The following is a 23,941-nucleotide window of genomic DNA, read 5'->3' on the forward strand; positions in this document are numbered from 1 at the left end:
GCGCACCCTACCCGCCGGTAGCGGAGCCACGGCCGGTGGACGGCGGGGAACACCAGCCGGTGAACAGTTGCCGAACAGTTACCTTTTACCTGTCCTTGACCTGGGGATGCACAACTTTCCACAGGTTCGCCTTACCCCCTGGCGCTCTGCCCACCAGCGGCTTTTCAATGGCGAAACCATGGCTCTGCTGCCCCCCTTCCACCGCGCCTCCCGGACGGCCGCGTCCCGGACGGCGCGGTCCGCCGCCCCCCACCCCGTCGCGGGGCTCCCGGCCGACGACGAGGTGCTCCTCGACGTGCCCGACGACCGGCTCGGACCCGCGCTGGTCGAGGCCGCTCGGGGCGGGTACCAGGCCGCCGCCGCCCTGCTCGCCGGCACCCGCGAGCGGGCCGAGTGGGAGTACCGCGACCGGTACGCCACCCGCCTGGCCGCCTTCGCCGACGCCCGCCCCGAGTGGTTCGAGCTGTGGCGCGCCGCCGCCCCGCGCGACCCGGACGTGCTGCTGGTCGCCGCCCAGCTCGCGGTGGACCGCGCCTGGCGCTCGCCCGCCCGGGCGGAGCTGCTGCGCGAGGTCAGCCCGCTGATCACGGCGGCCGCGCAGAGCGACATCGGCGACCCGGTGCCGTGGCGGATCGCCCTGGACCACGCGCGCGGGGCGAACGCCGGGCACAAGTACTTCGAGGAGCTGTGGGCGGCCGCGGTGCGCCGCGCCCCGCACCACTACGGCTGCCATGTCGCCGCCAAGCGCTATCTGGCCGAGTCCTGGCACGGCTCCCACCGCGAGTGCTTCGACTTCGCCGACCGCGCCGCGCAGGACGCGCCCGCGGGCTCCCTGGTGCAGGCGCTGCCGGTGCGGGCCGCCTTCGCCTACCTCACCGACGGCTGCGGGCCCCAGGTGCCGCGCGAGCGCCTGGAGGCGGCCGCCGACCGGGCCGTCGACCTCTCCGCCCGCTTCCCGGCCGCCGACCCCTGGCCGGCGGAGATCCGCAACCTGCTGACGTACGTCCTGGTCCGTCTCGACCGGCGCGACGACGCCCTCGCCCAGCTGCGGCTGATCGGCCCGTACGCCACGTCCTTCCCCTGGGGACGGCTGTCCGACGACCCGCTGGGACACTTCCTGGCGGTGCGCGAGGGCGTGTGCTCGGGGGTGGCCTGGCAGGCCCTGGGGCATCCACGGAACGGGCACGGGGAACGGGCCCGCCCCGGGGACCACTAGGCTTCTGCGCCGTGACCACCGTCCGGCTGCCGCTCTTCCCCCTGAACACGGTGCTGTTCCCGGGGCTCGTGCTCCCGCTCAGCGTCTTCGAGGAGCGTTATCGCGCCCTGATGCGCGATCTGCTCAAGTCCCCCGAGGAGGAACCCCGCCGGTTCGCCGTCGTGGCGATCCGCGACGGCCACGAGGTGGCGCCCAGCGCACCGGGCATGCCCGATCCGACGGCGCTGCCCCGGCGGGGGCCGGCGGCCGGCTTCGGCGACGACCCGGCCAAGGCGTTCCACGGGTTCGGGTGCGTCGCCGACGCGGCGACGATCCGCGAGCGGTCCGACGGCACCTTCGAGGTGCTGGCGACGGGCACGACCCGGGTGCGGCTGCTGTCGGTGGACGCCTCCGGGCCGTATCTGACGGCGGAGCTGGAGGAGCTCCCGGAGGAGCCCGGCGACGAGGCGGGCGCGCTCGCGGAGGGGGTGCTGCGGGCTTTCCGCAAGTACCAGAAACGGCTGGCGGGCGCGCGGGAGCGGTCGCTGTCGACGGGGGCGGACCTCCCCAACGAGCCGTCGGTGGTCTCGTACCTGGTGGCGGCCGCGATGATGCTGGACACGCCGACCAAGCAGCGGCTGCTCCAGGCCCCGGACACCGCCTCCCGGCTGCGCGACGAGCTGAAACTCCTGCGCACGGAGACGGCCATCCTCCGTAGCCTGCCCTCGCTGCCCGCGGCCGACCTCACGCGCGGGCCCACCAGTCTCAACTGACGTCACCACCAGAAGGCCCGCATGGCGAAGAAGTCGAAGAAGCAGCAGCAGTCCGGCGGCACGCCCGCCACGGTGGCCCTGACGGCCGCGGGGGTGGACTTCACGGTCCACGCCTACGACCACGACCCTAGCCACCCCTCCTACGGCGAGGAGGCGGCCGAGGCGATGGGCGTCTCCCCCGACCGGGTGTTCAAGACCCTCGTCGCGGACGTCGACGGCACCCTGACCGTGGCGGTGGTCCCGGTCGCCGGTTCCCTGGACCTGAAGGCCCTCGCGTCGGCGGTCGGCGGCAAGCGGGCGGCCATGGCCGACCCGACCCTCGCGGAGCGCACCACCGGCTACGTCCGCGGCGGCATCTCACCGCTGGGCCAGCGCAAGAAGCTGCCCACGGTCCTGGACGACTCCGCGAGCGCGCACGCCACCATCTGCGTCTCGGCGGGCCGGCGCGGCCTGGAGGTCGAACTGTCCCCCACCGACCTGGCCACCCTCACCACAGCGATCCTGGCCCCCGTCGGCCGCCCCTGACCCCCACCGACGCCCGCCACCCGGCCCTGCCCTGGACCGCCCGGCCCGGCTCGGGCCCGGCGGCCCTGGCTCGCGCCCGCGACTCTGGCGCGGGCCCAGCGGCTCTGGCGCGCGCCCGGCGGCCCTGGCTCGCGCCCGGCGGCCCTGGCTCGCGCCCAGGGCGTCTCTGGCTCGCGCCCGGCGGCCCTGGCTCGGGCCCGGCGGCCCTGGCGCGGGCCCAGCGGCCCTGGCGCGGGCCCAGCGGCCCTGGCGCGGGCCCAGCGACTCTGGCGCGGGCCCAGCGACTCTGGCGCGGGCCCAGCGGCCCTGGCGCGGGCCCAGCGACTCTGGCACGGGCCCAGCGGCCCTGGCTCGCGCCCGGGGCGTCTCTGGCTCGGGCCCGACGGCTCGGGCCCGGCGGCTCGGGCCCGGCTCCGCGCCCGCACGGGCCGGGCCCTGCGAACGCCCGCAGAGCACTGTCCGAGCGGGCTCGGCGCGCCGACCCGGCACGGGCTCGGCTCGGCGTCGGCTCGGTGCCCGCACGGGCCCGGCTCGGCAGGGCTGCCGGACGGTGGCCGCCGACGAGGCTCCGGGTTCGCCCGTGCACCGCGGCAGCGGCCGCCGCGCGGGTCATCGAGGAAGAGCAGTGGGTCGAGCCGACGCAGCCGCAGCAGTTCGACCGTGGCGCGGTCGCCGGCGCCGAGCCGGCGCAGGTCACGGCCCGGCGCACCGCCGGACGGGCGTCCGGCAGGTGTGCTGCCGGACAGGCCGACCGAGCGGGCTCGGCCCGGTCGTCACTCGGCTGGTGGCCGACAGCGGCTGCCGGCCCGATCCCGAGCCCATCCATGACCCGCCGCAGCGGCCACGACGGCCCGCGGTACCGCCGACCGGTCCCGCGCCCAGGCGTCCGACCGGGCACGCGTGCCCCAGGCGTCCGACCGGGCGGCCGCGCCGCCAGGCGTCCCGGCCGGGCGTGGCGGCCGGGCGTGGCTGCCGGGCGTGGCAGCCGGCTCGGCCGCCGGCCGGGACGGTCCGCCCGCCGGTCCATCCGCGGGCGCCAGCGTCCCCCGGGGCGTCCGCACAGCGCGTCGCGCCGACGAAGGTCCCCGTGGGCGTCCGGCCGGCGTCCAGTCCTTACGCGGACGGTCCCTGGTGCGGCTTCGGGTGCGGTCCCTGTCCGGCATAGGGGGGCTCCGGGTCGCGCGGTCCGAACAGGGCCAGGAGGCCGAGGTGGACCAGCAGTGCGGCGACCGACCAGGTCAGGAGCGCGCTCTTCGCTCCCAGTTCGAGGGGGGCCGAGAACGTGACGCCCTTGCCCGCCTCCTTCGCCTGGGCGAGGACGTCGTCGGCGGGGCCCAGCCAGACGCCCAGGCGCCAGGCCAGGAGCGAGCCGAGCAGACCGCCCAGGGCCAGCCCCACCACCAGCGGCACGCCGCCGCGCCGCCGCCAGGCGAACACGGCCAGCGCGCTCACGGCGCCGCAGGCCAGCGCCAGCAGCGTGAACGTACCGTCCACGCCGACAGCCTGCTCACCCTCGCTGTCCTTGAGGTAGACGACCCAGTCGCCGTCCGCCACGTCCCCCACCAGCGGCACCCGCGGCGCGAGCCACACCCACAGCAGGCCGAGCAGCACACCGGCGAGCGCGACCAGCACCGTGACCACGGCGGCTTCCCGCAGCTCGGTCTTCATCCCGGGCCCGTCCTGGCCGTACGCGGCGGGCGGCCCGGCCGGGCCCGGGTGGCCGCCCGGCGCCGGCGGCCAGGCCTGGTGCGGGGAGGGTTCGTGCGGGGGCGGCGGCGGGGTCAGCGGTGCGGTCACCCTGACATCGTGCCAGGCCCGCCCCGGCGGCGCGTCACCGGACGGCGGCCCGGCGGTAGGCCCAGGTGGCGACGGCCAGCGAGACGACGCCGACACCCGCGCAGACCGCGAGGTCGCCGAGGACGAACGCCCAGTCGGGGCTCGGCCGGAAGGTCCGCGCGAAGGCCTCGACGCCGTACGTCGACGGCAGCAGGTCACGGGTGAAGCGCACCGGCTCCGGCATCCGGTCGGGCGGCAGCACGCCGAGGAGCAGCGCCGCCGACATGCCCAGCTGCCCCAGCACGGTGGCCAGCTCCGGACGGGGCGCGAGCAGCCCGAAGGCCGCGCCGAGCCCGGACAGCGCGGCGCCCGCCAGCGGGATCACCGCCGCGAGCACCCACAGATGGGTCAGCGGCAGCCCGAACAGCACGCACCCGAACACGGCCGTCACCAGCGTCCCCGGCACGGTGAAGGAGGCGTACGCGCCGGCCGCGCCCAGCACCACGGCCGCGGGCGGCACGGGGAGCGTCGCGTAGTGGTCCAGCCCGCCGCTCGCCCGGAGCTGCCCGAAGTACTGCGCGAGCAGGTTCAGCGCGACGAAGGCGACGACGAGGACCGCCGAGCCGGCCACCACGGCCTCCGCCTCGCGCCCGCCGTCCACGACCCCCCGCATCATGATCAGGATGCCGACCGACTGGAACGTCGCGACGAACAGCAGCGGGATGCGTGCCACACGCGCGCGGGACAGCTGCGCCCGGTACACGGCGACCAGCGACGGCCACAGCCGGGCACGCGGCCCGAGCTCGGCCGCCTCCCGGACCGGCGGCTCGTCCACGGCCCGGACGCCGCCCGGCAGAACCCCTGCGGGTACGACACTCACGTGGCGTTGCTCTCCCTCTCGGAGTTCACTCCGTCAGTCGTCCTGTTCGGTACGGATGCGATGGCCGTCGCGCTCAAGCCCTCACCAGTCCCTGTCCCGCGGCGCCGCCCAGCGCCAGATAGACGTCCTCCAGGCTCGGCGTGGCCAGGGTGAAGTCGTCCAGCGCGGCGAAGGCGGCGCCGCCGGTGACGGTGGCGACGACCGCGCGGGCCTCCTCGGGAGCCAGCCGCAGCGTCCAGCGCCGCCCGGACTCCACGGCGCGTTCGCGCAGCGCGGCGACCTCGGGCACGTCCAGCGGTGCCCGCTCCCGCCACACCAGCTCCACCCGTACCTCGCCCGCGACCTGCTCCTTGAGCCCGGCGGGCGTGTCGCAGGCGATGACCCGGCCCCGGTCGAGGACGGCGACCCGGTCGAGCACGGTCTCGGCCTCGATGACGTTGTGGGTGACGAGCAGGACGGTCGTGCCGCGCTCGGCGCGCCGCCGGTCCACGGCGGACCACACGGCCCGCCGGGCGACGGGGTCCATGCCCGTGGTCGGCTCGTCCAGTACCAGCAGCGGCCGTTCCCCGACCAGGGCGGTCGCGAAGCAGGCGAGCCGCCGCTGCCCGCCGGACAGCTTGCGCAGCGGCCGCCCGGCGATCGGGGTCAGCCCGAGCTCGTCGAGCACCGCGTCCCGCTCCCGGCGCGCCTGCCGTACGCCGAGGCCGCGCAGACGTGCGGTGGTCTCGGCGGCGAGGGAGACGGTGAGCTCGTCGAGGGCGGTGGACTCCTGGCCGAGGTAGGCGAGGATGCGCGCGGCCCGCTCGGGGTGGCGCACGATGTCGTGCCCGAGGATCTCCACACTGCCCGTGTCGGGCCGCATCAGCCCGGTCATCTGCCGGACCAGGGTGGACTTGCCGGCCCCGTTCGGCCCGAGCAGCCCGAAGATCTCAGCTCGCCGGACCTCCAGCCGTACGTCGTCGGTGGCGCGTACCTCGGGGGTGGCGGGGGTGCCGCGCCGGGCCCGCACCGCCGGGTAGGTCTTGGTCAGGCCGCGCACGGCACACACGACCTCGCCCCTGGGGCGGACTGCCGGTGCCGCGCGCGTACTCACAAAGGACGAGACTAAGGGGTCGGCGACCGCCGCTCGCGTCGGGGGGGCGTCCCGAGTGCCCCGTTCAGTCCCCGGCGGGCGCGTGCTCGGCGGCCGTGCGCACGTCGACCTCCCGCCAGAAACCCGCCCGGATGGCGTAGCGGTCGTGCTCGTCGATCTGGTCGTCCTTGTGGGCGAGCAGGCCGAAGCGGGCCGCGTACCGCAGCAGCTCGCCGTCGATGCGGTGGGGGATGCGCGGATACATCCCGGAGAGCTTCTGGAGGTGGCTCTGGTCGCCCAGCCGCTCCATCCACCGCCGGGCGAAGACCTGCCCCACCTCGTACGGGTCGCCGCCGACGGTGGTGATGTCCTCCTCCCGGTCGGCCCAACGCTGCTCGGCGGTGGTGAGCTGGGCGAGGGTGGGCATCGAGGCGGCCTCGGAGGGTTCGGCGGCGACGCCGGGCCGGTCGACCCAGCCCTTGTCGGAGGACCAGCGCAGGGTGGCGGTCGTGGGGTGCTGGACGGCCTGCGGGCCGGGGGCGCGCAGCGCGGCGAGGTCCTTGGGGGTGGGGACGCCCTTGGGGGCGGGGACGCGTTCCTGCGGTGCTTCGGCGGGGGCCGCGGGTGCGTGGTCGCCCTCCTCGGACGGCCGTCCGTCGGCGTGGCCGAGCCCGGAGTCGGGCAGCGGCGCGGAGAGGATCGCGGCGATCTCGGGGCGGGGCACGGGCGGCGGCGCGCAGATCCCGCCGAGGTCCTTGGCGCGAACGGCCTTGGTGATCCACGTCCGGTCCAGGACGCGCCGCTCGTCGGCCTCGGCGACGAGGTCCTCGGACTGGTTGTAGTCGCCGTCGGCGGCCTGGACGGCCCACAGGTGGACGGCGACGCCGTGTTCCTTGGCGGCCATCATGCCGGGCAGCAGATCGCCGTCGCCGGTGACGAGGACGACGTCGGAGCAGGCGCGGTTGCGGGCCAGCTCGGTCAGTTCGGCGTGCATGGCGGCGTCGACGCCCTTCTGCGCCCAGCGGCCGTCGCTGCGGGTCAGGGCGCCCAGCCGGACGGTCACCCGGGGCATCACGCGCAGCCTGCGGTGCTCGGGCTGGGGGACGCGGTCGGGGGCGCCGTCGAACCAGTAGATGCGCAGCAGCGGCCGTTGTGTCTCGGACTCGGCCTGTTCGCGCAGTCCCTGGACGAGGGCGGCGTGGTCGACGGTGATCCGGGACCGCGACGGCTCTCCGGCGAGGAGACTCGCGGCGGCCCCCAGCAGATACCCGGCGTCCACCAGGACGATGCAGCGGTCCACACGACTCACCCTCTTCCTGGGAGGTTTGCTCAGGGCCTGCTTCGAGTCTGCCCGACGGCGCGGAGGTTAACGGTCCGAACTCGATCTTCGGCGTGGCGTTTCGGCGTCGTTCACCCCGACCACCCCTGTCACACACGGTAATTATCCGACATGCGCGGCAAGTCGGGCTATGTGAATCTGAATCCGGCCCTGGCCCCTAGACCCCCAACAGGAGGCAGATCCCCATGGCCAAGAACAAGAACCGTGACCGTAAGCAGCCGCAGCCCGAGCGCACCGGCCAGAGCACCCAGCAGACCACGCTGGAGCCGCAGGACGAGCAGCGCACCACCCAGGTGACCTCCGGTGACGTCACCCACGGCAAGGGGCGCGGCAAGCGCTTCGGTCACAACTAGCGTCCGGGTGACGGGCTTTGCGGCCCTTGCAGATACCGAGGGGCGCACCCGGGTCCGGGTGCGCCCCTCGCGCGTGTCGTCCGCTCAGCCCGCCAGGCAGGACGGGCCGAGCAGTACCTTCAGGTCGCCGAAGAGTGCCGGGTCGGGCTTGACCCGGTGCCGGTCCAGGCGCAGCACGGTCGTCCTGGTCGGGCCCTGGAGCTTGATCCGGACCTCGCTGTCGCCCTTGTGGTGGGTGAGGATCTCGCCGAGGCGGCTGACCATCGGCGGGGTGACCTTGACGGCCGGGATGGTGAGGATCACCGGCGCGTTGGTGCCCGCGGTGGACAGGTCCGGGACCATCAGCTCCATGGCGACGAGCCGTGGCACGTCCTCGCGCTTGTCGAGGCGGCCCTTGACGAACACCACGGCGTCCTCGACGAGTTGGGTGGACACCAACTGGTAGGTCGCCGGGAAGAACATGCACTCGATGGAGCCGGCGAGGTCCTCGACGGTGGCGATCGCCCAGGCGTTGCCCTGCTTGGTCATCTTGCGCTGGAGGCCGGAGATGATGCCGCCGATGGTGACGACCGCGCCGTCGGCGTGCTCGCCCCCGGTGAGCTGGGCGATGCCCGCGTCGGCCTTGTCGGACAGCACGTGCTCCAGGCCGAACAGCGGGTGGTCGGAGACGTACAGGCCGAGCATCTCGCGCTCCTGCGCGAGGAGGTACGTCTTCTCCCACTCCTCGGTGGTGAACTCGACGTCGAGGCCGAAGCCGGGCTCGCTGCTCTCCTCCTCGCCCATGCCGCCGAAGAGGTCGAACTGGCCCTCGGCCTCCTTGCGCTTGACCGCCACCACGTTGTCGATCATCGGCTCGAAGTGCGCGGTGAGCCCCTTGCGGGTGTGCCCCAGGGTGTCGAACGCCCCCGCCTTGATCAGCGACTCCGTGGTGCGCTTGTTGCAGGCGACCGCCTCCACCTTGTCGAGGTAGTCGGGGAAGGAGGCGTACTTGCCCTTGGCCTTGCGGCTCTTGATGATCGACTCGACCACGTTCGTGCCGACGTTGCGCACGGCTTCGAGGCCGAAGAGGATCACGTCGTCGCCCTGCGCGGCGAAGTTGTGCACCGACTCGTTGACGTTCGGCGGGAGCACCTTGATGCCCATGCGGCGGCACTCGTTGAGGTAGACGGCCGACTTGTCCTTGTCGTCCTTGACCGAGGTGAGCAGCGCGGCCATGTACTCGGCGGGGTGGTTCGCCTTGAGGTAGGCGGTCCAGTACGAGACCAGGCCGTACGCGGCCGAGTGCGCCTTGTTGAAGGCGTAGCCGGCGAACGGCACCAGCACGTCCCACAGGGCCTGGATCGCTTCGTCGCTGTAGCCGTTCTTCTGGGCACCGGCCTGGAAGATGGTGAAGTTCTTCGCCAGTTCGTCGGGCTTCTTCTTGCCCATCACGCGGCGCAGGATGTCGGCCTCGCCGAGCGAGTAGCCGGCGATGATCTGGGCGGCCTTCTGCACCTGCTCCTGGTAGACGATCAGGCCGTAGGTGACGGCCAGGACCTCTTCGAGGGGTTCCTCCAGCTCCTTGTGGATCGGGGTGATCTCCTGGAGCTTGTTCTTGCGGAGCGCGTAGTTGGTGTGCGAGTCCATGCCCATCGGGCCGGGACGGTAGAGCGCGGAGACGGCGGAGATGTCTTCGAAGTTGTCGGGCTTCATCAGGCGCAGCAGCGAGCGCATGGGACCGCCGTCGAACTGGAAGACGCCGAGGGTGTCGCCGCGCTGGAGCAGTTCGAAGGTCGTCGGATCGTCGAGCGGCAGGCTCAGCAGATCGATGTCGATGCCCTTGTTGGACTTCACCATCTTGACGGCGTCGTCCATGATCGTGAGGTTGCGCAGGCCGAGGAAGTCCATCTTCAGCAGGCCGAGCGACTCGCAGCTCGGGTAGTCCCACTGGGTGATGGTCACGCCGTCGGTGTGCCTCACCCACACGGGCACGTGCTCGGTGATGGTCTCGCTGGACATGATCACGCCGGCGGCGTGCACGCCCATCTGCCGGACCAGGCCCTCGACGCCCTTGGCGGTGTCGATGACCTTCTTCACGTCCGGCTCGTTCTCGTACATCCCCCGGACCTCGCCCGCCTCCGAGTAGCGGGGGTGGGAGGGGTCCGTGATGCCGTTGAGGTCGATGCCCTTGCCGAGGACGTCGGCGGGCATGGCCTTGGTGATGCGGTCGCCCATCGCGTACGGGTAGCCCAGCACGCGCGCGGAGTCCTTGATCGCGTTCTTGGCCTTGATCTTGCCGTAGGTGCCGATCATGGCGACCTTGTCGGCGCCGTACTTCTCCGTCACGTACCTGATCACCTCGACGCGCCTGCGCTCGTCGAAGTCGATGTCGACGTCGGGCATGGAGACGCGCTCGGGGTTGAGGAACCGCTCGAAGATCAGGCCGTGCGGGATCGGGTCGAGGTCGGTGATGCCCATGGCGTAGGCGACGATCGAGCCGGCCGCGGAGCCTCGGCCGGGGCCGACGGCGATGCCGTTGTTCTTGGCCCACATGATGAAGTCGGCGACGACGAGGAAGTACCCCGGGAACCCCATCTGGATGATGACGTCCATCTCGTACTCGACCTGCTTCTGCCGGTCCTCGGGGATGCCGCCCGGGAAGCGGCGCTCCATGCCCCGGCGGACCTCCTCCTTGAACCAGGTGACCTCGGTGTAGCCCTCGGGGATGTCGAACTTCGGCATGAGGTTCCTGGCCTCGAACATGCCGGTGGTGTCGATCTGTTCGGCCACCAGGAGGGTGTTGCGGCAGCCCTCCTGCCAGGCGTCCGAGGAGTCGATGGCGTACATCTCGTCCGTGGACTTCAGGTAGTAGCCGGTGCCGTCGAACTTGAAGCGGTCGGGGTCGGAGAGGTTCTTGCCGGTCTGGATGCACAGCAGCGCGTCGTGCGCGGTCGCCTCGTGCGCGTAGGTGTAGTGCGAGTCGTTGGTCACCAGCGGCGGGATGCCGAGCTTCTTGCCGATCTCCAGCAGACCGTCGCGGACCCGGCGCTCGATCTCGATGCCGTGGTCCATCAGCTCCAGGAAGTAGCGGTCCTTGCCGAAGATGTCCTGGTAGTCGGCGGCCGCCTTCAGGGCCTCGTCGTACTGGCCGAGGCGCAGCCGGGTCTGGAGCTCGCCGGAGGGGCAGCCGGTGGAGGCGATGAGCCCCTCGGACCACTGGGAGATGGTCTCCTTGTCCATCCGGGGCCACTTCTGGAGCCAGCCCTCGGCGTAGGCGTCGGAGGAGAGCCGGAAGAGGTTGTGCAGACCGGTGGCGTTCGCCGCCCAGATCGTCTTGTGGGTGTAGCCGCCCGAACCGGAGACGTCGTCCCGCTTCTGGTGCGGCTGGCCCCACTGGATCTTGCGCTTGTTCCGCCGCGACTCGGGGGCGACGTACGCCTCGATCCCGATGATCGGGGTGACTCCGGCCTTCTTCGCGGTGTGGAAGAAGTCGTACGCCCCGTGGAGGTTGCCGTGGTCGGACATGGCGATGTGGGTCATGCCCATCTCGTTGCACGCGTTGAACATGTCCTTCAGCCGCGCGGCACCGTCCAGCAGCGAGTACTGGGTGTGGACGTGCAGGTGCGTGAACGGCGGCTTCGACACGGCGGGGCCTCCCAGGGAAACAGACGACGACGGACCGGCGGACAGTCCGGGGGTCAGCGTCGAAGTCTATGCCTCGCCACTGACACCCCGAGGGTTCCCCCGCGTACCTTCAGCGAGGGCCGTGGGCACTTTCACACACCCCGGCCCGTTGGATACGACAGAAACGCTGTCGTACATGTCATGCACCAGGAGGCACCCCGCGATGTCGGTCCCGCAGCTCAACGACGAGCCTCGCGGCGAGGAGATCCTCGCCGTCTTCGACACCGCCTTCGGCGCGCTCCTGGCCGCCGACCCGGCCGCGTTCCGCGTGAAGTTCCGGAAGATGGCGGCCTCGGCGTTCGCGTTCTACCGGGGTACGGCGGCGCTGTTCTACCACGACCTAGACGAGGAGAAGAGGGGCGGCCCGTACCTCGACGAGCGCACCTCGCGCGTGTGGATCCACGGCGACCTGCACGCGGAGAACTTCGGCACCTACATGGACGCCACCGGCCGCCTGATCTTCAACGTCAACGACTTCGACGAGGCGTACGTCGGCCCCTTCACCTGGGACCTGAAGCGCTTCGCCGCCTCGATCGCCCTCATCGGGTACGCCAAGGCGCTCGGCGACGACCAGATCACCGACCTGGTGGAGGTGTACGCGGGCGCGTACCGCGAGCGGATCCGCGCGCTGGCCACCGGCGCCAAGGACGACGAGGTGCCGCCGTTCACCCTGGACACCGCCCAGGGCCCGCTGCTGGACGCCCTGCGCGACGCCCGTTCCCTGACCCGGTTCGGGCTGCTGGACTCCATGACCGAGATCCGCGACTTCGAGCGCCGCTTCGCGCCCGGGGGCGGCTCCATCGAGCTGGACGCGGCCACGCGCTACAAGGTCCTGGCCGCCTTCGACGGCTACCTGGAGACGCTGCCGGAGACGTCGCTGGCCCGCCCGGACTCCTACCGGGTGAAGGACGTCGTCGGGCGGCGCGGCATCGGCATCGGCTCGGCCGGCCTGCCGTCGTACAACATCCTCCTGGAGGGCCACAGCGACGCCCTGGAGAACGACGTGGTGATCTACATCAAGCAGGCCCAGACCCCGGCCGTCTCCCGGCACGTCACCGATCCGGCGATCCGCGACTACTTCCGGCACGAGGGCCACCGCACGGTGATCTCCCAGCGCGCCCTCCAGGCACACGCCGACCCGTGGCTGGGCTGGACCGAGCTGGACGGCGCGGGCCAGCTGGTCGCCGAGGTCTCGCCGTACGCCGTCGACCTGGACTGGGGCGACATCGACGACCCCGAGGAGATCGCGGCGGTCGTCGCCGACCTGGGGCGGGCCACGGCCGCGATGCACGCGGCGGCCGACGACACCTCCGGCGAGTCCCTGGTGCCGTTCTCCACCGAGCGGGCCATCGACGCGGCCATCGCCGCCGACGAGGACGGCTTCGCGCCCCTGCTGGTGGACTTCGCGCACTCCTACGGCGCACGTGCCCGTGCGGACCACCAGATCTTCGTCGACCTGTTCCGCAACGGCCGGATTCCGGGTCTGTGACGGAAAGGGCTCTCACAGGGACCCTTTAGCGGTCCCTTACAGGAGCGCGTGACACACTCTCCTCCGCCATGGACATATCCGGGACCCGACTCAGAGCCGTACGCGCGGCGCTGTTCACGGCCTTCGTCGTGACGCTCAGCACCGCGTCGCACGTCCTGCTGTCCCGAGCCCCGCTGCCCCTCAACACGGTGGCCGCCGTCGCGGCCGCCGTGTTCGTCCTCGCGTACGCCCTCGCGGGCCGCGAGCGCGGCTTCGGGCGGATCGCCGGCCTGCTGGTCCCGCTGGAACTGGCCGCCGACACCGTCTTCACCACCGGGCAGCACGTCTGCTACGGCCGTGCGGGCGGCCCGGTCGCCGGGCCGCTGGCCTCGGTCGGCTGGGACGTGCTGTGCGGTGACGGCACCCCGGTCGGGACCCCGTTGGCGCAGGTCGCCGGCACCGACCCGGACCGGCTGGTCGGGGTGCTCGCGCACGCCGACCCCGCCACCTCCTGGCTGCTGCTCGCCGCGCACATCGCCATCGGCCTGACCGCGGCCGCCTGGCTGCGCCGGGGCGAGCGGGCGCTGGGCCGGCTTCTGGAGGCTGCGGCGGCGACCACGTTCCGTCCGCTGCTGCTGGCCGTCTCCGCCGTGACCGTACGGCGTGCCCCGGCGGCCCGCCGTCCGCCGCGGCCCACGCCCCGTACCGCCACCTCCCGCGCCCTGATCCTCGTGCACTCCCTGGGACGGCGCGGACCGCCGCGCTCGGTCGCCTTCGTCTGAACGACCCCGCTGCCCGCCGCCACGCCCGTGGCCGCGGCAGCCGAGCACGACAGTCCCCTCACACGTTTCCCGCGCACCTCCCGTGCGCGTCCCACAGGGAGAACACCCACATGAGCAAGCGGAACACCCAGGCGGCGAAGACGGCGGCCCGCGAGCGGCTGCGCCTCGAACGTGAGCGCCAGGCCAAGCGGGCCAAGGTCAAGCGGCAGGTCGTCGTGGCCTGCTCGGTCGTCGGCGTGCTGGCGATCGCGGGCGGCATAGGTTACGCCGTCGTCCAGGCCAACAAGCCCACCTACTGGGAAGAGGCCAAGAACGACAAGCTGGTCAAGCCGGCCAACACCAGCGGCAAGAACGGCACCACGGTCGTCATCGGCAAGAGCACCGCCGAGAAGACGCTCACGATGTACGAGGACCCGCGCTGCCCGATCTGCGCCCAGTTCGAGCAGACCGTCGGCGCGACGGTGAAGTCGGACTACGACGCCGGCAAGTACAAGATCCAGTACGTCGGGGCCACCTTCCTCGACAACAGCCTGACCGGCGAGGGCTCCAAGAACGCGCTGAGCGCCCTGGGCGCCGCGCTGAACGTCAGCCCCGAGGCGTTCCTCGAGTACAAGACCGCGCTGTACTCGGCGAAGTACCACCCCGAGGAGACCGACGACAAGTTCAAGGACGACAGCTACCTGATCAAGGTGGCGAACACGGTCTCCGCGCTGAAGGGCAACACCAAGTTCCAGAACGCCGTGAAGAACGGCACCTACGACAAGTGGGCCCTGGAGATGTCCGCGACGTTCGACGACAGCGGCGTGTCGGGCACCCCGACGCTGAAGATGGACGGCAAGACGCTGACCGGCTCCGACGGCCAGAACGCGCCGATGACGGTGGCCGACTTCACCACCGCGATCGAGGCGGCCCTCACGGCCTGATCCGACGCGCGGCCGAAGAGCGGGCGAACTCTTGCCGGTTCGCCCGCTCTTCCGTTGTACTGGTCAGTAATCTCATCGCCCGTGACCAGACGACACAGATCGACAGAGGGTTCCGAGGCACTGCCCGGACGCGCCGAACCGCCCGCGCCGCGCCGCCGTTCGGTCGTCAAGGCCGCCGCCGCCACCGCGGCCCTGGCCGGCCCGTTCGCCGCCGCGCCGCCGGCCCGCGCCGCCGAGGCCCCCGTCTTCCTGCACGGCCTCGCCTCCGGCGACCCGCTGCCCGACGGCGTCCTGCTGTGGACCCGGGTGACGCCCACCGCGGAGGCGATACCCGGCTCCGGGCTCGGCCCGGACACCGAGGTCGAGTGGATCGTCGCGCGGGACAAGGCGCTGACCACCGTCGTGGCGAAGGGTTCCGTCACCGCGACCGCCGCCTCCGACCACACCGTCAAGGCCGACGTACGCGGCCTGGAACCGGCCACCGACTACTGGTTCCGCTTCTCGGCCGGCGGGACCGACTCCCCGGTGGCGCGCACCCGCACCGCGCCGGCGGCGGACGCGTCCGTGGCGGGTCTCCGCTTCGGCGTGGTCTCCTGCGCCAACTGGGAGGCCGGCTACTTCTCCCCCTACCGCCACCTCGCCGCCCGCGGCGACCTCGACGCCTGGCTGCACCTCGGCGACTACATCTACGAGTACGGCACCGGCGAGTACGGCACGCGCGGCACGGTCGTACGGCAGCACGCGCCGGCGCACGAGATCCTCACCCTCGCCGACTACCGGACCCGGCACGGCAGGTACAAGACCGACCCCGACCTCCAGGCCCTGCACGCCGCGGCCCCCGTCGTGGCGATCTGGGACGACCACGAGATCGCCAACGACGCCTGGTCGGGCGGCGCCGAGAACCACACCGAGGGCACCGAGGGCACCTGGTCGGCCCGTCAGGCGGCCGCCAAGCAGGCCTACTTCGAGTGGATGCCGGTCCGGCCGGCGCTGGCGGGCACCACCTACCGCCGCCTGCGCTTCGGCAGGCTCGCCGACCTGTCCCTGCTGGACCTGCGCTCCTTCCGCTCCCAGCAGGTCTCCGCCGGCGACGGCGGCGTCGACGACCCGGACCGCACGCTCACCGGCCGCGCCCAACTGGACTGGCTCAAGGCCGGGCTGACGGCCTCCGACACCACCTGGCGGCTGGTCGGCAACTCGGTGATGATCTCGCCGTTCGCCGTCGGCTCGCTCTCCGCCGACCTGCTCGCGCCGCTCGCCGAGCTGCTCGGCCTGCCCCGGGAGGGCCTGGCCCTCAACACCGACCAGTGGGACGGCTACACCGCCGACCGCCGGGAGCTCCTCGCCCACCTGCGCGCGAACGCCGTCCGCAACACGGTCTTCCTGACCGGCGACATCCACATGGCGTGGGCCAACGACGTGCCCGTGGACGCCGGGACCTACCCGCTGTCCGCCTCGGCCGCCACCGAGTTCGTCGTCACCTCGGTGACCTCCGACAACCTCGACGACCTGGTGAACGTCCCCGAGGGCACCGTCTCCGCGATCGCCGCGCCGGTCATCAAGGCCGCCAACCGCCACGTCCACTGGGTCGACACCGACCGGCACGGCTACGGCGTCCTGGACGTCACCGCCGAGCGCGCGCAGATGGACTACTACGTGGTCGCCGGCCGCACGCGGGCGGACGCCGGCTCGTCCTGGTCCCGCTCCTACCGCACCCGCAGCGGCACGCAGCAGGTCGAGCGGACGTACGACCCGGTGTAGCCGCCGGCTACAGGCTGTCGAGGAACCCGAGGGCCACCCGCCAGGTGGCCTCGGCCGCCTCCTCGTCGTAGTCGGGCAGGCCGGGGTCGGTGTACAGGTGGCCGGCCCCGGCGTACCGGTAGACCTCCACGTCGGCGCCCGCTCTGCGCATCTGGAGGTACCAGGCGCTCAGCCAGTCGTCCGTCTCGAACGGGTCCGGTTCGGCCACGTGCAGCTGGACCGGCAGCTCGTCCACCGAGACGTTCGGCGCGAGGTCGGACGTGCCGTGCAGGAGGAGCAGTCCGCGGGCCTTGTCGTCACCGAGGGCGAGGGTCTGGGCGATCGACGCGCCCAGCGAGAACCCGGCGTAGACCAGTCCCCGCTCCGAGTAGGGCGCCGCGGCCAGGACGGCTCGCCTCAGCAGCTCGTCCTTGCCGGTCCCCTCCTTGTGGGCCATGCCCTCCTCGACCGTGTCGAACGTGCTGCCCGCGAAGAGGTCCGGCGTCCACACCTCGTGGCCGGCGGCGCGCAGCCGGTCCGCCGCCGCCCGCACCGCGGGGCGCAGTCCATAGGTCGAATGGAAGAGCATGATGTTCATGGGGCCATGGTGCCAGCCGGCACCGACAGCACCGCACGGGCCGCGTACCGTCACACGGTCCGTGGGCCTCTTCACACGAACCGCATGTTCACGACCCCGCCCTGCCGGTTACGTTCGAAGGCATGGAGAACCTGCTCCGCCCACTGATCGTGGTCGGCGGCTCGGTCCTGGTGACGCTGTTCATCGGCTGGGCCACCGACCTGCTGCTGTCCAAGGCCGACCGACGCCATCCCGAGACGCCCCTGTGGGGGCTGCTGCGCCGGGGCCGCATCCCCTACCAGCTCGTGCTGTGCGCCGCGCTGCTGAGAGGGTCCTACGACGAGGCCGAGCTGCTCCAGGAGCACCGGGTCGCGGTCGGCCGGACGCTCACCCTGGTCCTGATCGGGGCCGCGGCGTGGCTGGCGATCCGTATGGCCGCCGCGGTCGTGGAGACGTCGTACAGCCGTTACGCGCGCGTCCACCGCGACGCGGCCCGGGTTCGGCGCGTCCGCACCCAGGTGTCGCTGATCATGCGGGTCGTCTCGGCGGTCGTCGGCGTGGTGGCGGTGGCGGCGATGCTGCTGACGTTCCCGGCGTTCCGCGCCGCGGGCGCCTCGCTGCTGGCCTCCGCCGGCATCCTCGGCATCGTCGCCGGTGTCGCCGCCCAGTCGACGCTGAGCAACATGTTCGCCGGCTTCCAGATCGCCTTCGGCGACATGGTGCGCATCGGCGACACGGTCGTCGTCGACGGGGAGTGGGGCACGGTCGAGGAGATCACCCTGACCTTCCTGACCGTGCGGACCTGGGACGAGCGCCGGATCACGATGCCCGTCTCGTACTTCACGTCCAAGCCGTTCGAGAACTGGTCGCGGGGCACTCCCCAGATGACCGGCACCGTGTACTGGCACGTGGACCACTCGGCCCCGCTGGACGCCATGCGGGAGAAGCTGCGGGACGTGCTGCGCGAGTGCCCGGCCTGGGACGGCCGCGCCTACGGCCTCGACGTCACGGACACCACCCCGAACACCTTGCAGGTCAGGGCCCTGGTGACGGCCAAGGACGCCGACGACATCTGGACGGTGCGGGTCACCGTCCGGGAGCGGATGGTCCGCTGGCTGTGCGAGGAGCACCCCTACGCGCTGCCCCGCGTCAACACCGCGGACGCGACGCTGCCGCCGGGCCGTTCGAACGGGCTGGCGTTCCCCGACGGCGCGGTCGCCCCCCGCCAGCGCCGCGTCCACGAGTCGCCGCGCGTGGACCGCTGACCGGCGCGGTCTCCCCGCCCGTCCCATCCGCCCGGCCCTCCGGAGGCTAGGAAGGGGCGGGTGGGGAGATCGGGACCGGGAGGCCGTCCCCGCGCCCCCACCGCAGACGCCCCCTCACCGAAGACTGCGCACGTCGAGGTGGCGCAGCACCCGGTCCACGATCTCCGGGTCCGCGCCCGGCTCGCTCCGCGCCGCCACCACCTCGTGCCGCGCGGCGCTCAGCATCTCCCCCTGGATGCGCCGTACCCGCTTCAGCCGGCGCGCCCGCTGCCGGTGCGCCTCCCGCCGCTCGTCCTCCCCCAGGTCCGGGCTGATCCGCAGGCCGATGTCGAACGCCCGCCGCACCATCTGCTCGGACAGCTCCTCCGGCAGCTCCTCCTCGGCCTCGATCTCCTTCAGCCTGCGCTTGGCCGCCCGCGCCGCCCGCACGGCCAGTTCCCTCTCGAACTCCTTCTCCCGGTCGGTGTCCGCCCGCACCCCGAGCCGTTTGACGAGCCACGGCAGGGTCAGCCCCTGCAACACCAGCGTGCCCATGATCACCCCGAACGCGATGAACACGATCTCGTCCCGGTCGGGGAAGGCCTCCCCCGCCTCGGTCTGCAACGGGACCGCGAGCGCCAGCGCCACCGAGGCCACCCCGCGCATCCCCGCCCACCACATGACGACGGTCTCCCGCCAGCTCATCGGGATCTCCTCGTCGCGGTCCCGCCGGCGGTGCAGGCGCTGGGTGAGCCAGGTGGCCGGCAGCAGCCACAGCAGCCGTACCAGCACCACGACCCCGACCACCGCGCCCGCCCAGCCGAGCATCTCCCCCCACCGTCCGGACGCGGTCCGCACGGCGTTGTGCAGTTCCAGCCCGATCAGCCCGAACGCGACGCCCGTGACCAGCGTGTCGACGATGTCCCAGAAGGTGTGCCCGGCGAGCCGGGTCATCACGTCGTCGGGATCGGTGGCGTACTCGGCGAGGAACAGCGCGGTGGTGAGCACGGCGAGCACCCCGGACCCGTGGAACTCCTCCGCCAGCACGTACGACGCGTACGGCACCAGCAGCGTCAGCCCGATCTGGAGCGTCGCGTCCCCGAGCAGGTCCATCAGTTTGTTGGCGCCCCACCCGAGCGCGAGTCCGACCGCCACCGCCACCACCGCGGAGAGCACCAGGTCCAGCCCGGCCCGCCACGGCGAGAAGGTGCCGCTCACGGCGGCGGTGATCGCCACGTGGTAGAGGACGATGGCCGTGACGTCGTTGAACAGCCCCTCGCCCTCCAGGATGGACACCAGCCTGCGGGGCAGCCCGAGCTGCCCGGCCACGGCGGTGGCGGCGACCGGGTCGGGCGGCGCGACGAGCGCCCCGAGCGCGACGGCCGCGGCGATCGGCAGCCCCGGCACGATCGAGTGGGCGACGGCGGCCACGCACATCGTCGTGACGAACACCAGTGCCACGGCCAGCAGGAAGATCGGCCGTTTGTTCGCCGCGAACTGCCGCCAGGAGGTCCGCCGGACCGCCGCGTACAGCAGGGGCGGCAGCAGCAGCGGCAGGATCAGGTCGGGCGGGACGTTTACGTCGGGCACGAAGTCCGCGAGCGCGAGCACGATCCCCAGCAGCGTCATCAGGACCGGTGCGGGCAGCCCCCACCGGTCCCCGAGCGGGACGCTCACCACGGCCCCGAGCAACAGGACGAACAGCAGGGCCAACTGATCCACGGTCAGTGCTCCGGGGGGTCGCGACGTCACAGGGCTGCCTTCCAGCCTGCCACGCCACGCCCGTCACCAGCCCGTTCGGCACCGGGGGCACGGCCTGCGGTCCCCGTTGGGCACCGGGAGCACGGCTTCCGCTCCCCGGGCGGCACCCCGGGCCACGCCCTGTCGCCGGGCGGCACCCCGGGCCACGTCCTGTCGCCGGGCGGGCGCGGGTCCGCGCCCGGGGCCTACGGCCGCAGCGCCCGCCGCATCGCCCGGTGCGGGATGCCGGCGTCCGGGAACTCCGGCCCGTAGGCCGCGTAGCCGAGCCGTTCGTAGAAGCCCAGCGCGTGGGTCTGCGCGTGCAGGTCGACGGCGGCCAGTCCCCGCGCGCGTGCCGCCTCCTCCAGGGCGCGCACGAGCGCGGCCCCGACGCCCAGCCCGCGCGCCTCCTTCGCGACCGCGAGCCTGCCCAGCGACCCGACCGAGGGATCGCCGCCGGTCTTCGCCGCGGCCGCCTCGCCGTACAGCAGCCGCCCGGTCCCCAGGGGGACGCCGTCCTCGCGGACCGCCAGCACGTGCACCGCGTCGGCGTCGTAGGTGTCGTACTCGATGTCCTCGGGGACTCCCTGCTCGCCGACGAAGACCTCCTTGCGGAGCGCGAAGCAGGCCTCGCGGTAGGCGGGGTCCTGCACGACACGCACCCCGTACGCGCGCGTGCTCATCCGTAGGTCTCCTCGCGGACCTGGTCCAGGGCGCTCTGGAGGTCGTCCGGGTAGTCGCAGGCGAACTCGGCCCACCGGCCGTCGCCGGGGTGCTCGAAGCCCAGCCGCACCGCGTGCAGCCACTGCCGGGTCAGGCGCAGCCGCTTGGCGAGCGTCGGGTCGGCGCCGTACGTCAGGTCGCCGACGCAGGGGTGGCGGTGGGCGGACATGTGGACGCGGATCTGGTGCGTGCGGCCGGTCTCCAGCTTGACGTCGAGGAGCGAGGCCGCGCGGAACGCCTCGATGAGGTCGTAGTGGGTGACGGACGGCTTGCCGTCGGCGGTGACCGCCCACTTGTAGTCGTGCTGGGGGTGCCGCCCGATGGGGGCGTCGATGGTGCCGCTGGTCGGGTCGGGGTGGCCCTGGACGAGCGTGTGGTAGCGCTTGTCGACCGTGCGCTCCTTGAACTGGCGCTTCAGCGACGTGTACGCGTACTCGGACTTGGCGACCACCATCAGGCCGGAGGTGCCCACGTCGAGCCGGTGCACGATGCCCTGGCGCTCGGCGGCGCCGGACGTGGAGATGCGGTAGCCGGCGGCGGCGAGACCGCCGATGACGGTCGGCCCGGTCCAGCCGGGCGACGGGTGGGCGGCCACCCCGACCGGCTTGACGATGACGACCACGTCGTCGTCGTCGTGGACGATCTCCATGCCCTCGACCGGCTCGGCCACCACCTGCACGGGTGCGGGCGCCTGCGGCATCTCGACCTCGAGCCAGGCGCCGCCGCGCACCCGCTCGGACTTCCCGACGACCGACCCGTCGACCGCGACCTTCCCCGCGGCGGCGAGTTCGGCCGCCTTGGTGCGGGAGAAGCCGAACATGCGGGAGATGGCGGCGTCGACGCGCTCGCCCTCCAGGCCGTCGGGCACGGGCAGGGTACGGATCTCGGGAAGGGTGCTCACCCGTCGAGTATGCCGGACGGGTGCGACAGGCCCGTACGGAGCCTGTGGACGACCGTGGCCCACCGCCCGCGGACCCACCGCCCGCGGACCCCTGCACCGGGGACCCGGGCCCCTGGGACCCGGTCCGCGCTCGCGGAGTCAGTCCCGGTGGACGGTGCCGTCCGGGTCGAGTCCCTTGAACGACAGCAGCACGATCAGGATGCCGCCGCACACGATGGCCGAGTCGGCGAGGTTGAAGACCGCGAAGTGCTTCGGCGCGATGAAGTCGACCACCGCGCCCTCGAAGACGCCCGGCGAGCGGAAGATCCGGTCGGTGAGGTTGCCGAGCGCGCCACCGAGCAGCAGACCGAGCGCGATCGCCCAGGGCAGGCTGCGCAGTTTGCGCGCGAGGCGGGCGATCACCACGATCACCGCCGCCGCGATGACCGTGAAGATCACCGTGAAGGCCTCGCCGAAGCCGAAGGCGGCGCCCGCGTTGCGGATCGCCTCGAACCTCAGCCAGTCGCCGACGATCTCGATCGGCGGCTGGTGCTCCAGCTTCTCGACCACGATCATCTTGCTGACCAGGTCGAGGGCGTACGCGAACGTGGCGACCGCGAACAGCACGGCGACCCGGCGCTTGCCACGCGGCCGCTCGGCTCCGTCCTCGGCTCCCGCCACCGGCTCGTGCGCTCCGGACGACCCGTCCGGCGCCGCCTTCCCGGCGGTCCCGTCGGACGGCTCCGGCGCGGCTCCCGCCGCCTCGGGGGTGTCCGGCGTACCGATGATGCGCTCCGCCTCTGCCACGTGAGTCCCTCAACCTAGGTACCTGACTGAGGACGAGGGTACGGCACACCCCCCGGCGGCCGGGTGATCAGTACCGGCGCTCCTGCTTCTGCTTGCACTCGACGCACAGCGTGGCCCGGGGGAAGGCCTGCATGCGCGCCTTGCCGATGGGGTTGCCGCAGTTCTCGCACAGGCCGTAGGTGCCGGCGTCCAGCCGCTCCAGGGCGTGCTCCGTCTGGATCAGCATCTCGCGCGCGTTGGCGGCCAGCGCCAGTTCGTGCTCCCGCGTGATGTTCTTGGTCCCGGTGTCCGCCTGGTCGTCTCCGGCGCCGTCCCCCGAGTCGCGCATCAGACCCGCCAGGGCCGCCTCGGACGCGGCGAGCTCCGTGCGCAGCCGTTCCTTCTCGGACTGAAGTTCGGTGCGGGCCTCGTCGGCCTCCTCCGGGGTCCAGGGTTCCTCACCGGGGCGCACCGCCAGCTCGCCCGGCTCCGCGGCGGCGAACCGCGCCTTGGGAACGGCCGTCTTCGCCGCCGTGGCCGTGCCAGGAGTCTTCTTCGCAACCACCGTCGTGGCTCCCGTCTGCTCCGCGGCCGAGGCCGCGCCCACCTTCTTGGCCGTGCTCTTCCCGGCGGTGCGCTTCCCGGCCGTGCCCGGGCCCTCCGAGGGCTCTCCGGCCACCGCACCGCCCTTGCCGCCGGCCCCCTCCGAACCGGCGGTCACCTCGCTGCCGACGCTCTCCGCCACCGCGGCCTCCTCCGGGGCCACGGCCTTCCTCGCCCCCGTCCTCCTCCCGGCGCCCGCCCCCGCGACCGTCCGTCCTGCCGACCCGGCCGCCTTCCCGGCCGGTCCGGCGGTCTCCTCCGACGCCGCGGTGTCCGCCGCCGCCGCAGTGTCCTCCACTGCCGCGTGCCCGGCGGGTGCCGTCCTCACGGCTTCCTTCTCGGGAGGCGCCTTCCTCGCAGGCACCTTCTTGGCGGGCACCTTCTTCTCCGCACGCTCCGCCGCTTCCTCCGAAGCAGCCGCGCCCCGCCCGCCGGACGCCCGCTTGCCGGACGCCCGCGTCCCGGACGCCTTCGGCGTGGCGGCCTTCCCGCCGGCCGTCCTCGTGGCAGTGCTCCTCCTGGCCACCGCCCTCTTCCCCTCCCCCTCCTCGGCGACCGACTTCTTCCCCGCCGGCGCCCGGCCAACCCCCGACGTGGAAGTCCCCTCACCGGCAGGCGCTCCCACCGCCCCCACCGCCTTGCCGGCGCCTTTGCCGACGACCTCCTTGCCGTCCTTGCTGTCCTTGCCCTCCTTGCCGAGGTCCTCGCCGAGGCTCTTGCCGACACGCCTTGCCGCACCGCCAGGGGCACCCGTGGGCCTGCCGGACGCCGACTGCTGTACGGCGGTCTTCTTCGCCACCATGGCCGCGGCCCCTTCACATATGGTGCTTTGCGCGCAAATCGTGCTGGGACGATAAATCGACTTGGGTCCCGCGGCAACGGGGCACACCGCCCGATTC

The 23,941-nt window shown here is 72.9% G+C and carries 20 protein-coding genes; 9 read left to right on the plus strand and 11 right to left on the minus strand.

All coding sequences use genetic code 11. From position 1 onward, the window contains the following. Positions 1-178: 178 nt before the first annotated feature. The 3 genes from ACFYWQ_RS00565 to ybaK are packed head-to-tail and all read left to right on the plus strand — an operon-like array spanning position 179 to position 2,493. A complete protein-coding gene (locus ACFYWQ_RS00565; protein ID WP_389511555.1) occupies positions 179-1,216 on the plus strand; it encodes a hypothetical protein in 1,038 nt (345 codons plus the stop codon). 11 nt (positions 1,217-1,227) lie between these two features. Continuing rightward, positions 1,228-1,968 carry an LON peptidase substrate-binding domain-containing protein gene (locus tag ACFYWQ_RS00570; protein ID WP_389511556.1) on the plus strand — a complete coding sequence of 247 codons (741 nt, stop codon included), beginning with the start codon at positions 1,228-1,230 and terminating at the stop codon, positions 1,966-1,968. Between the two features lie 21 nt (positions 1,969-1,989). Then, positions 1,990-2,493, plus strand: a complete 504-nt coding sequence (gene ybaK / locus ACFYWQ_RS00575; RefSeq protein ID WP_389511557.1) for a Cys-tRNA(Pro) deacylase — start codon at positions 1,990-1,992, stop codon at positions 2,491-2,493. A gap of 1,113 nt (positions 2,494-3,606) precedes the next feature. Here ybaK and ACFYWQ_RS00580 read toward each other — a convergent pair. The 4 genes from ACFYWQ_RS00580 to ACFYWQ_RS00595 all read right to left on the minus strand — a co-directional run bounded on the left by ACFYWQ_RS00580 (position 3,607) and on the right by ACFYWQ_RS00595 (position 7,521). Further along, positions 3,607-4,290 (minus strand): AAA family ATPase, encoded by a 684-nt coding sequence (locus ACFYWQ_RS00580; protein WP_389511558.1) that lies wholly within the window; start codon positions 4,288-4,290, stop codon positions 3,607-3,609. A 34-nt stretch (positions 4,291-4,324) separates the two neighbouring features. After that, on the minus strand, positions 4,325-5,149 hold the full coding sequence (locus ACFYWQ_RS00585) for an ABC transporter permease (RefSeq protein WP_389511559.1): 825 nt from the start codon (positions 5,147-5,149) through the stop codon (positions 4,325-4,327). Positions 5,150-5,222: 73 nt separating this feature from the next. Next, positions 5,223-6,197, minus strand: a complete 975-nt coding sequence (locus ACFYWQ_RS00590) for an ABC transporter ATP-binding protein (protein ID WP_389512838.1) — start codon at positions 6,195-6,197, stop codon at positions 5,223-5,225. A 109-nt stretch (positions 6,198-6,306) separates the two neighbouring features. Next, on the minus strand, positions 6,307-7,521 hold the full coding sequence (locus ACFYWQ_RS00595; protein ID WP_389511560.1) for an NYN domain-containing protein: 1,215 nt from the start codon (positions 7,519-7,521) through the stop codon (positions 6,307-6,309). 224 nt (positions 7,522-7,745) lie between these two features. On the opposite strand from ACFYWQ_RS00595, the gene ACFYWQ_RS00600 reads away from it, so the two are divergent. Continuing rightward, the gene (locus ACFYWQ_RS00600) at positions 7,746-7,913 is read left to right on the plus strand and encodes a hypothetical protein (protein WP_389511561.1); all 168 of its coding nucleotides are present in this window, start codon (positions 7,746-7,748) and stop codon (positions 7,911-7,913) included. 84 nt (positions 7,914-7,997) lie between these two features. Here ACFYWQ_RS00600 and dnaE read toward each other — a convergent pair whose 3' ends face one another. After that, positions 7,998-11,537, minus strand: coding sequence for a DNA polymerase III subunit alpha (gene dnaE, locus ACFYWQ_RS00605; RefSeq protein ID WP_389511562.1), 3,540 nt, complete (start codon positions 11,535-11,537; stop codon positions 7,998-8,000). Positions 11,538-11,739: 202 nt separating this feature from the next. Here dnaE and ACFYWQ_RS00610 point away from each other — a divergent pair, with 202 nt between their 5' ends. The 4 genes from ACFYWQ_RS00610 (at position 11,740) to ACFYWQ_RS00625 (ending at position 16,510) form a co-directional block, all read left to right on the plus strand. Continuing rightward, positions 11,740-13,065 carry a DUF2252 domain-containing protein gene (locus tag ACFYWQ_RS00610; protein WP_389511563.1) on the plus strand — a complete coding sequence of 442 codons (1,326 nt, stop codon included), beginning with the start codon at positions 11,740-11,742 and terminating at the stop codon, positions 13,063-13,065. Between the two features lie 68 nt (positions 13,066-13,133). Continuing rightward, entirely contained in the window at positions 13,134-13,826 is a 693-nt protein-coding gene (locus ACFYWQ_RS00615; protein ID WP_389511564.1) for a hypothetical protein, read from the plus strand. 110 nt (positions 13,827-13,936) lie between these two features. Then, positions 13,937-14,749: a thioredoxin domain-containing protein gene (locus tag ACFYWQ_RS00620; RefSeq protein WP_389511565.1), complete on the plus strand. Its 813-nt coding sequence runs from the start codon at positions 13,937-13,939 to the stop codon at positions 14,747-14,749. Positions 14,750-14,830: 81 nt separating this feature from the next. Next, positions 14,831-16,510 carry an alkaline phosphatase D family protein gene (locus ACFYWQ_RS00625; RefSeq protein ID WP_389511566.1) on the plus strand — a complete coding sequence of 560 codons (1,680 nt, stop codon included), beginning with the start codon at positions 14,831-14,833 and terminating at the stop codon, positions 16,508-16,510. Positions 16,511-16,517: 7 nt separating this feature from the next. On the opposite strand, the gene ACFYWQ_RS00630 is transcribed toward ACFYWQ_RS00625, so the two are convergent. Beyond that, positions 16,518-17,087, minus strand: a complete 570-nt coding sequence (locus ACFYWQ_RS00630; RefSeq protein ID WP_389511567.1) for a dienelactone hydrolase family protein — start codon at positions 17,085-17,087, stop codon at positions 16,518-16,520. Between the two features lie 122 nt (positions 17,088-17,209). Here ACFYWQ_RS00630 and ACFYWQ_RS00635 point away from each other — a divergent pair, with 122 nt between their 5' ends. Next, a complete protein-coding gene (locus ACFYWQ_RS00635) occupies positions 17,210-18,331 on the plus strand; it encodes a mechanosensitive ion channel family protein (RefSeq protein WP_389511568.1) in 1,122 nt (373 codons plus the stop codon). A gap of 114 nt (positions 18,332-18,445) precedes the next feature. On the opposite strand, the gene ACFYWQ_RS00640 is transcribed toward ACFYWQ_RS00635, so the two are convergent. From ACFYWQ_RS00640 to ACFYWQ_RS00660, 5 genes are all read right to left on the minus strand, one after another. Next, positions 18,446-20,032 (minus strand): Na+/H+ antiporter, encoded by a 1,587-nt coding sequence (locus ACFYWQ_RS00640; RefSeq protein WP_389511569.1) that lies wholly within the window; start codon positions 20,030-20,032, stop codon positions 18,446-18,448. A 224-nt stretch (positions 20,033-20,256) separates the two neighbouring features. Beyond that, on the minus strand, positions 20,257-20,733 hold the full coding sequence (locus ACFYWQ_RS00645) for a GNAT family N-acetyltransferase (protein WP_389511570.1): 477 nt from the start codon (positions 20,731-20,733) through the stop codon (positions 20,257-20,259). Beyond that, a complete protein-coding gene (locus tag ACFYWQ_RS00650) occupies positions 20,730-21,674 on the minus strand; it encodes an RluA family pseudouridine synthase (protein ID WP_389511571.1) in 945 nt (314 codons plus the stop codon). The genes ACFYWQ_RS00645 and ACFYWQ_RS00650 overlap by 4 nt, the downstream gene beginning before the upstream one ends. 138 nt (positions 21,675-21,812) lie before the next feature. Continuing rightward, on the minus strand, positions 21,813-22,460 hold the full coding sequence (gene lspA / locus ACFYWQ_RS00655; protein WP_389511572.1) for a signal peptidase II: 648 nt from the start codon (positions 22,458-22,460) through the stop codon (positions 21,813-21,815). Positions 22,461-22,527: 67 nt separating this feature from the next. Then, the gene (locus tag ACFYWQ_RS00660; RefSeq protein ID WP_389511573.1) at positions 22,528-23,844 is read right to left on the minus strand and encodes a TraR/DksA C4-type zinc finger protein; all 1,317 of its coding nucleotides are present in this window, start codon (positions 23,842-23,844) and stop codon (positions 22,528-22,530) included. Positions 23,845-23,941: the final 97 nt, after the last annotated feature.

It is taken from the genome of Streptomyces sp. NPDC003247, from assembly GCF_042888135.1.
Taxonomy (GTDB): Bacteria; Actinomycetota; Actinomycetes; order Streptomycetales; family Streptomycetaceae; genus Streptomyces.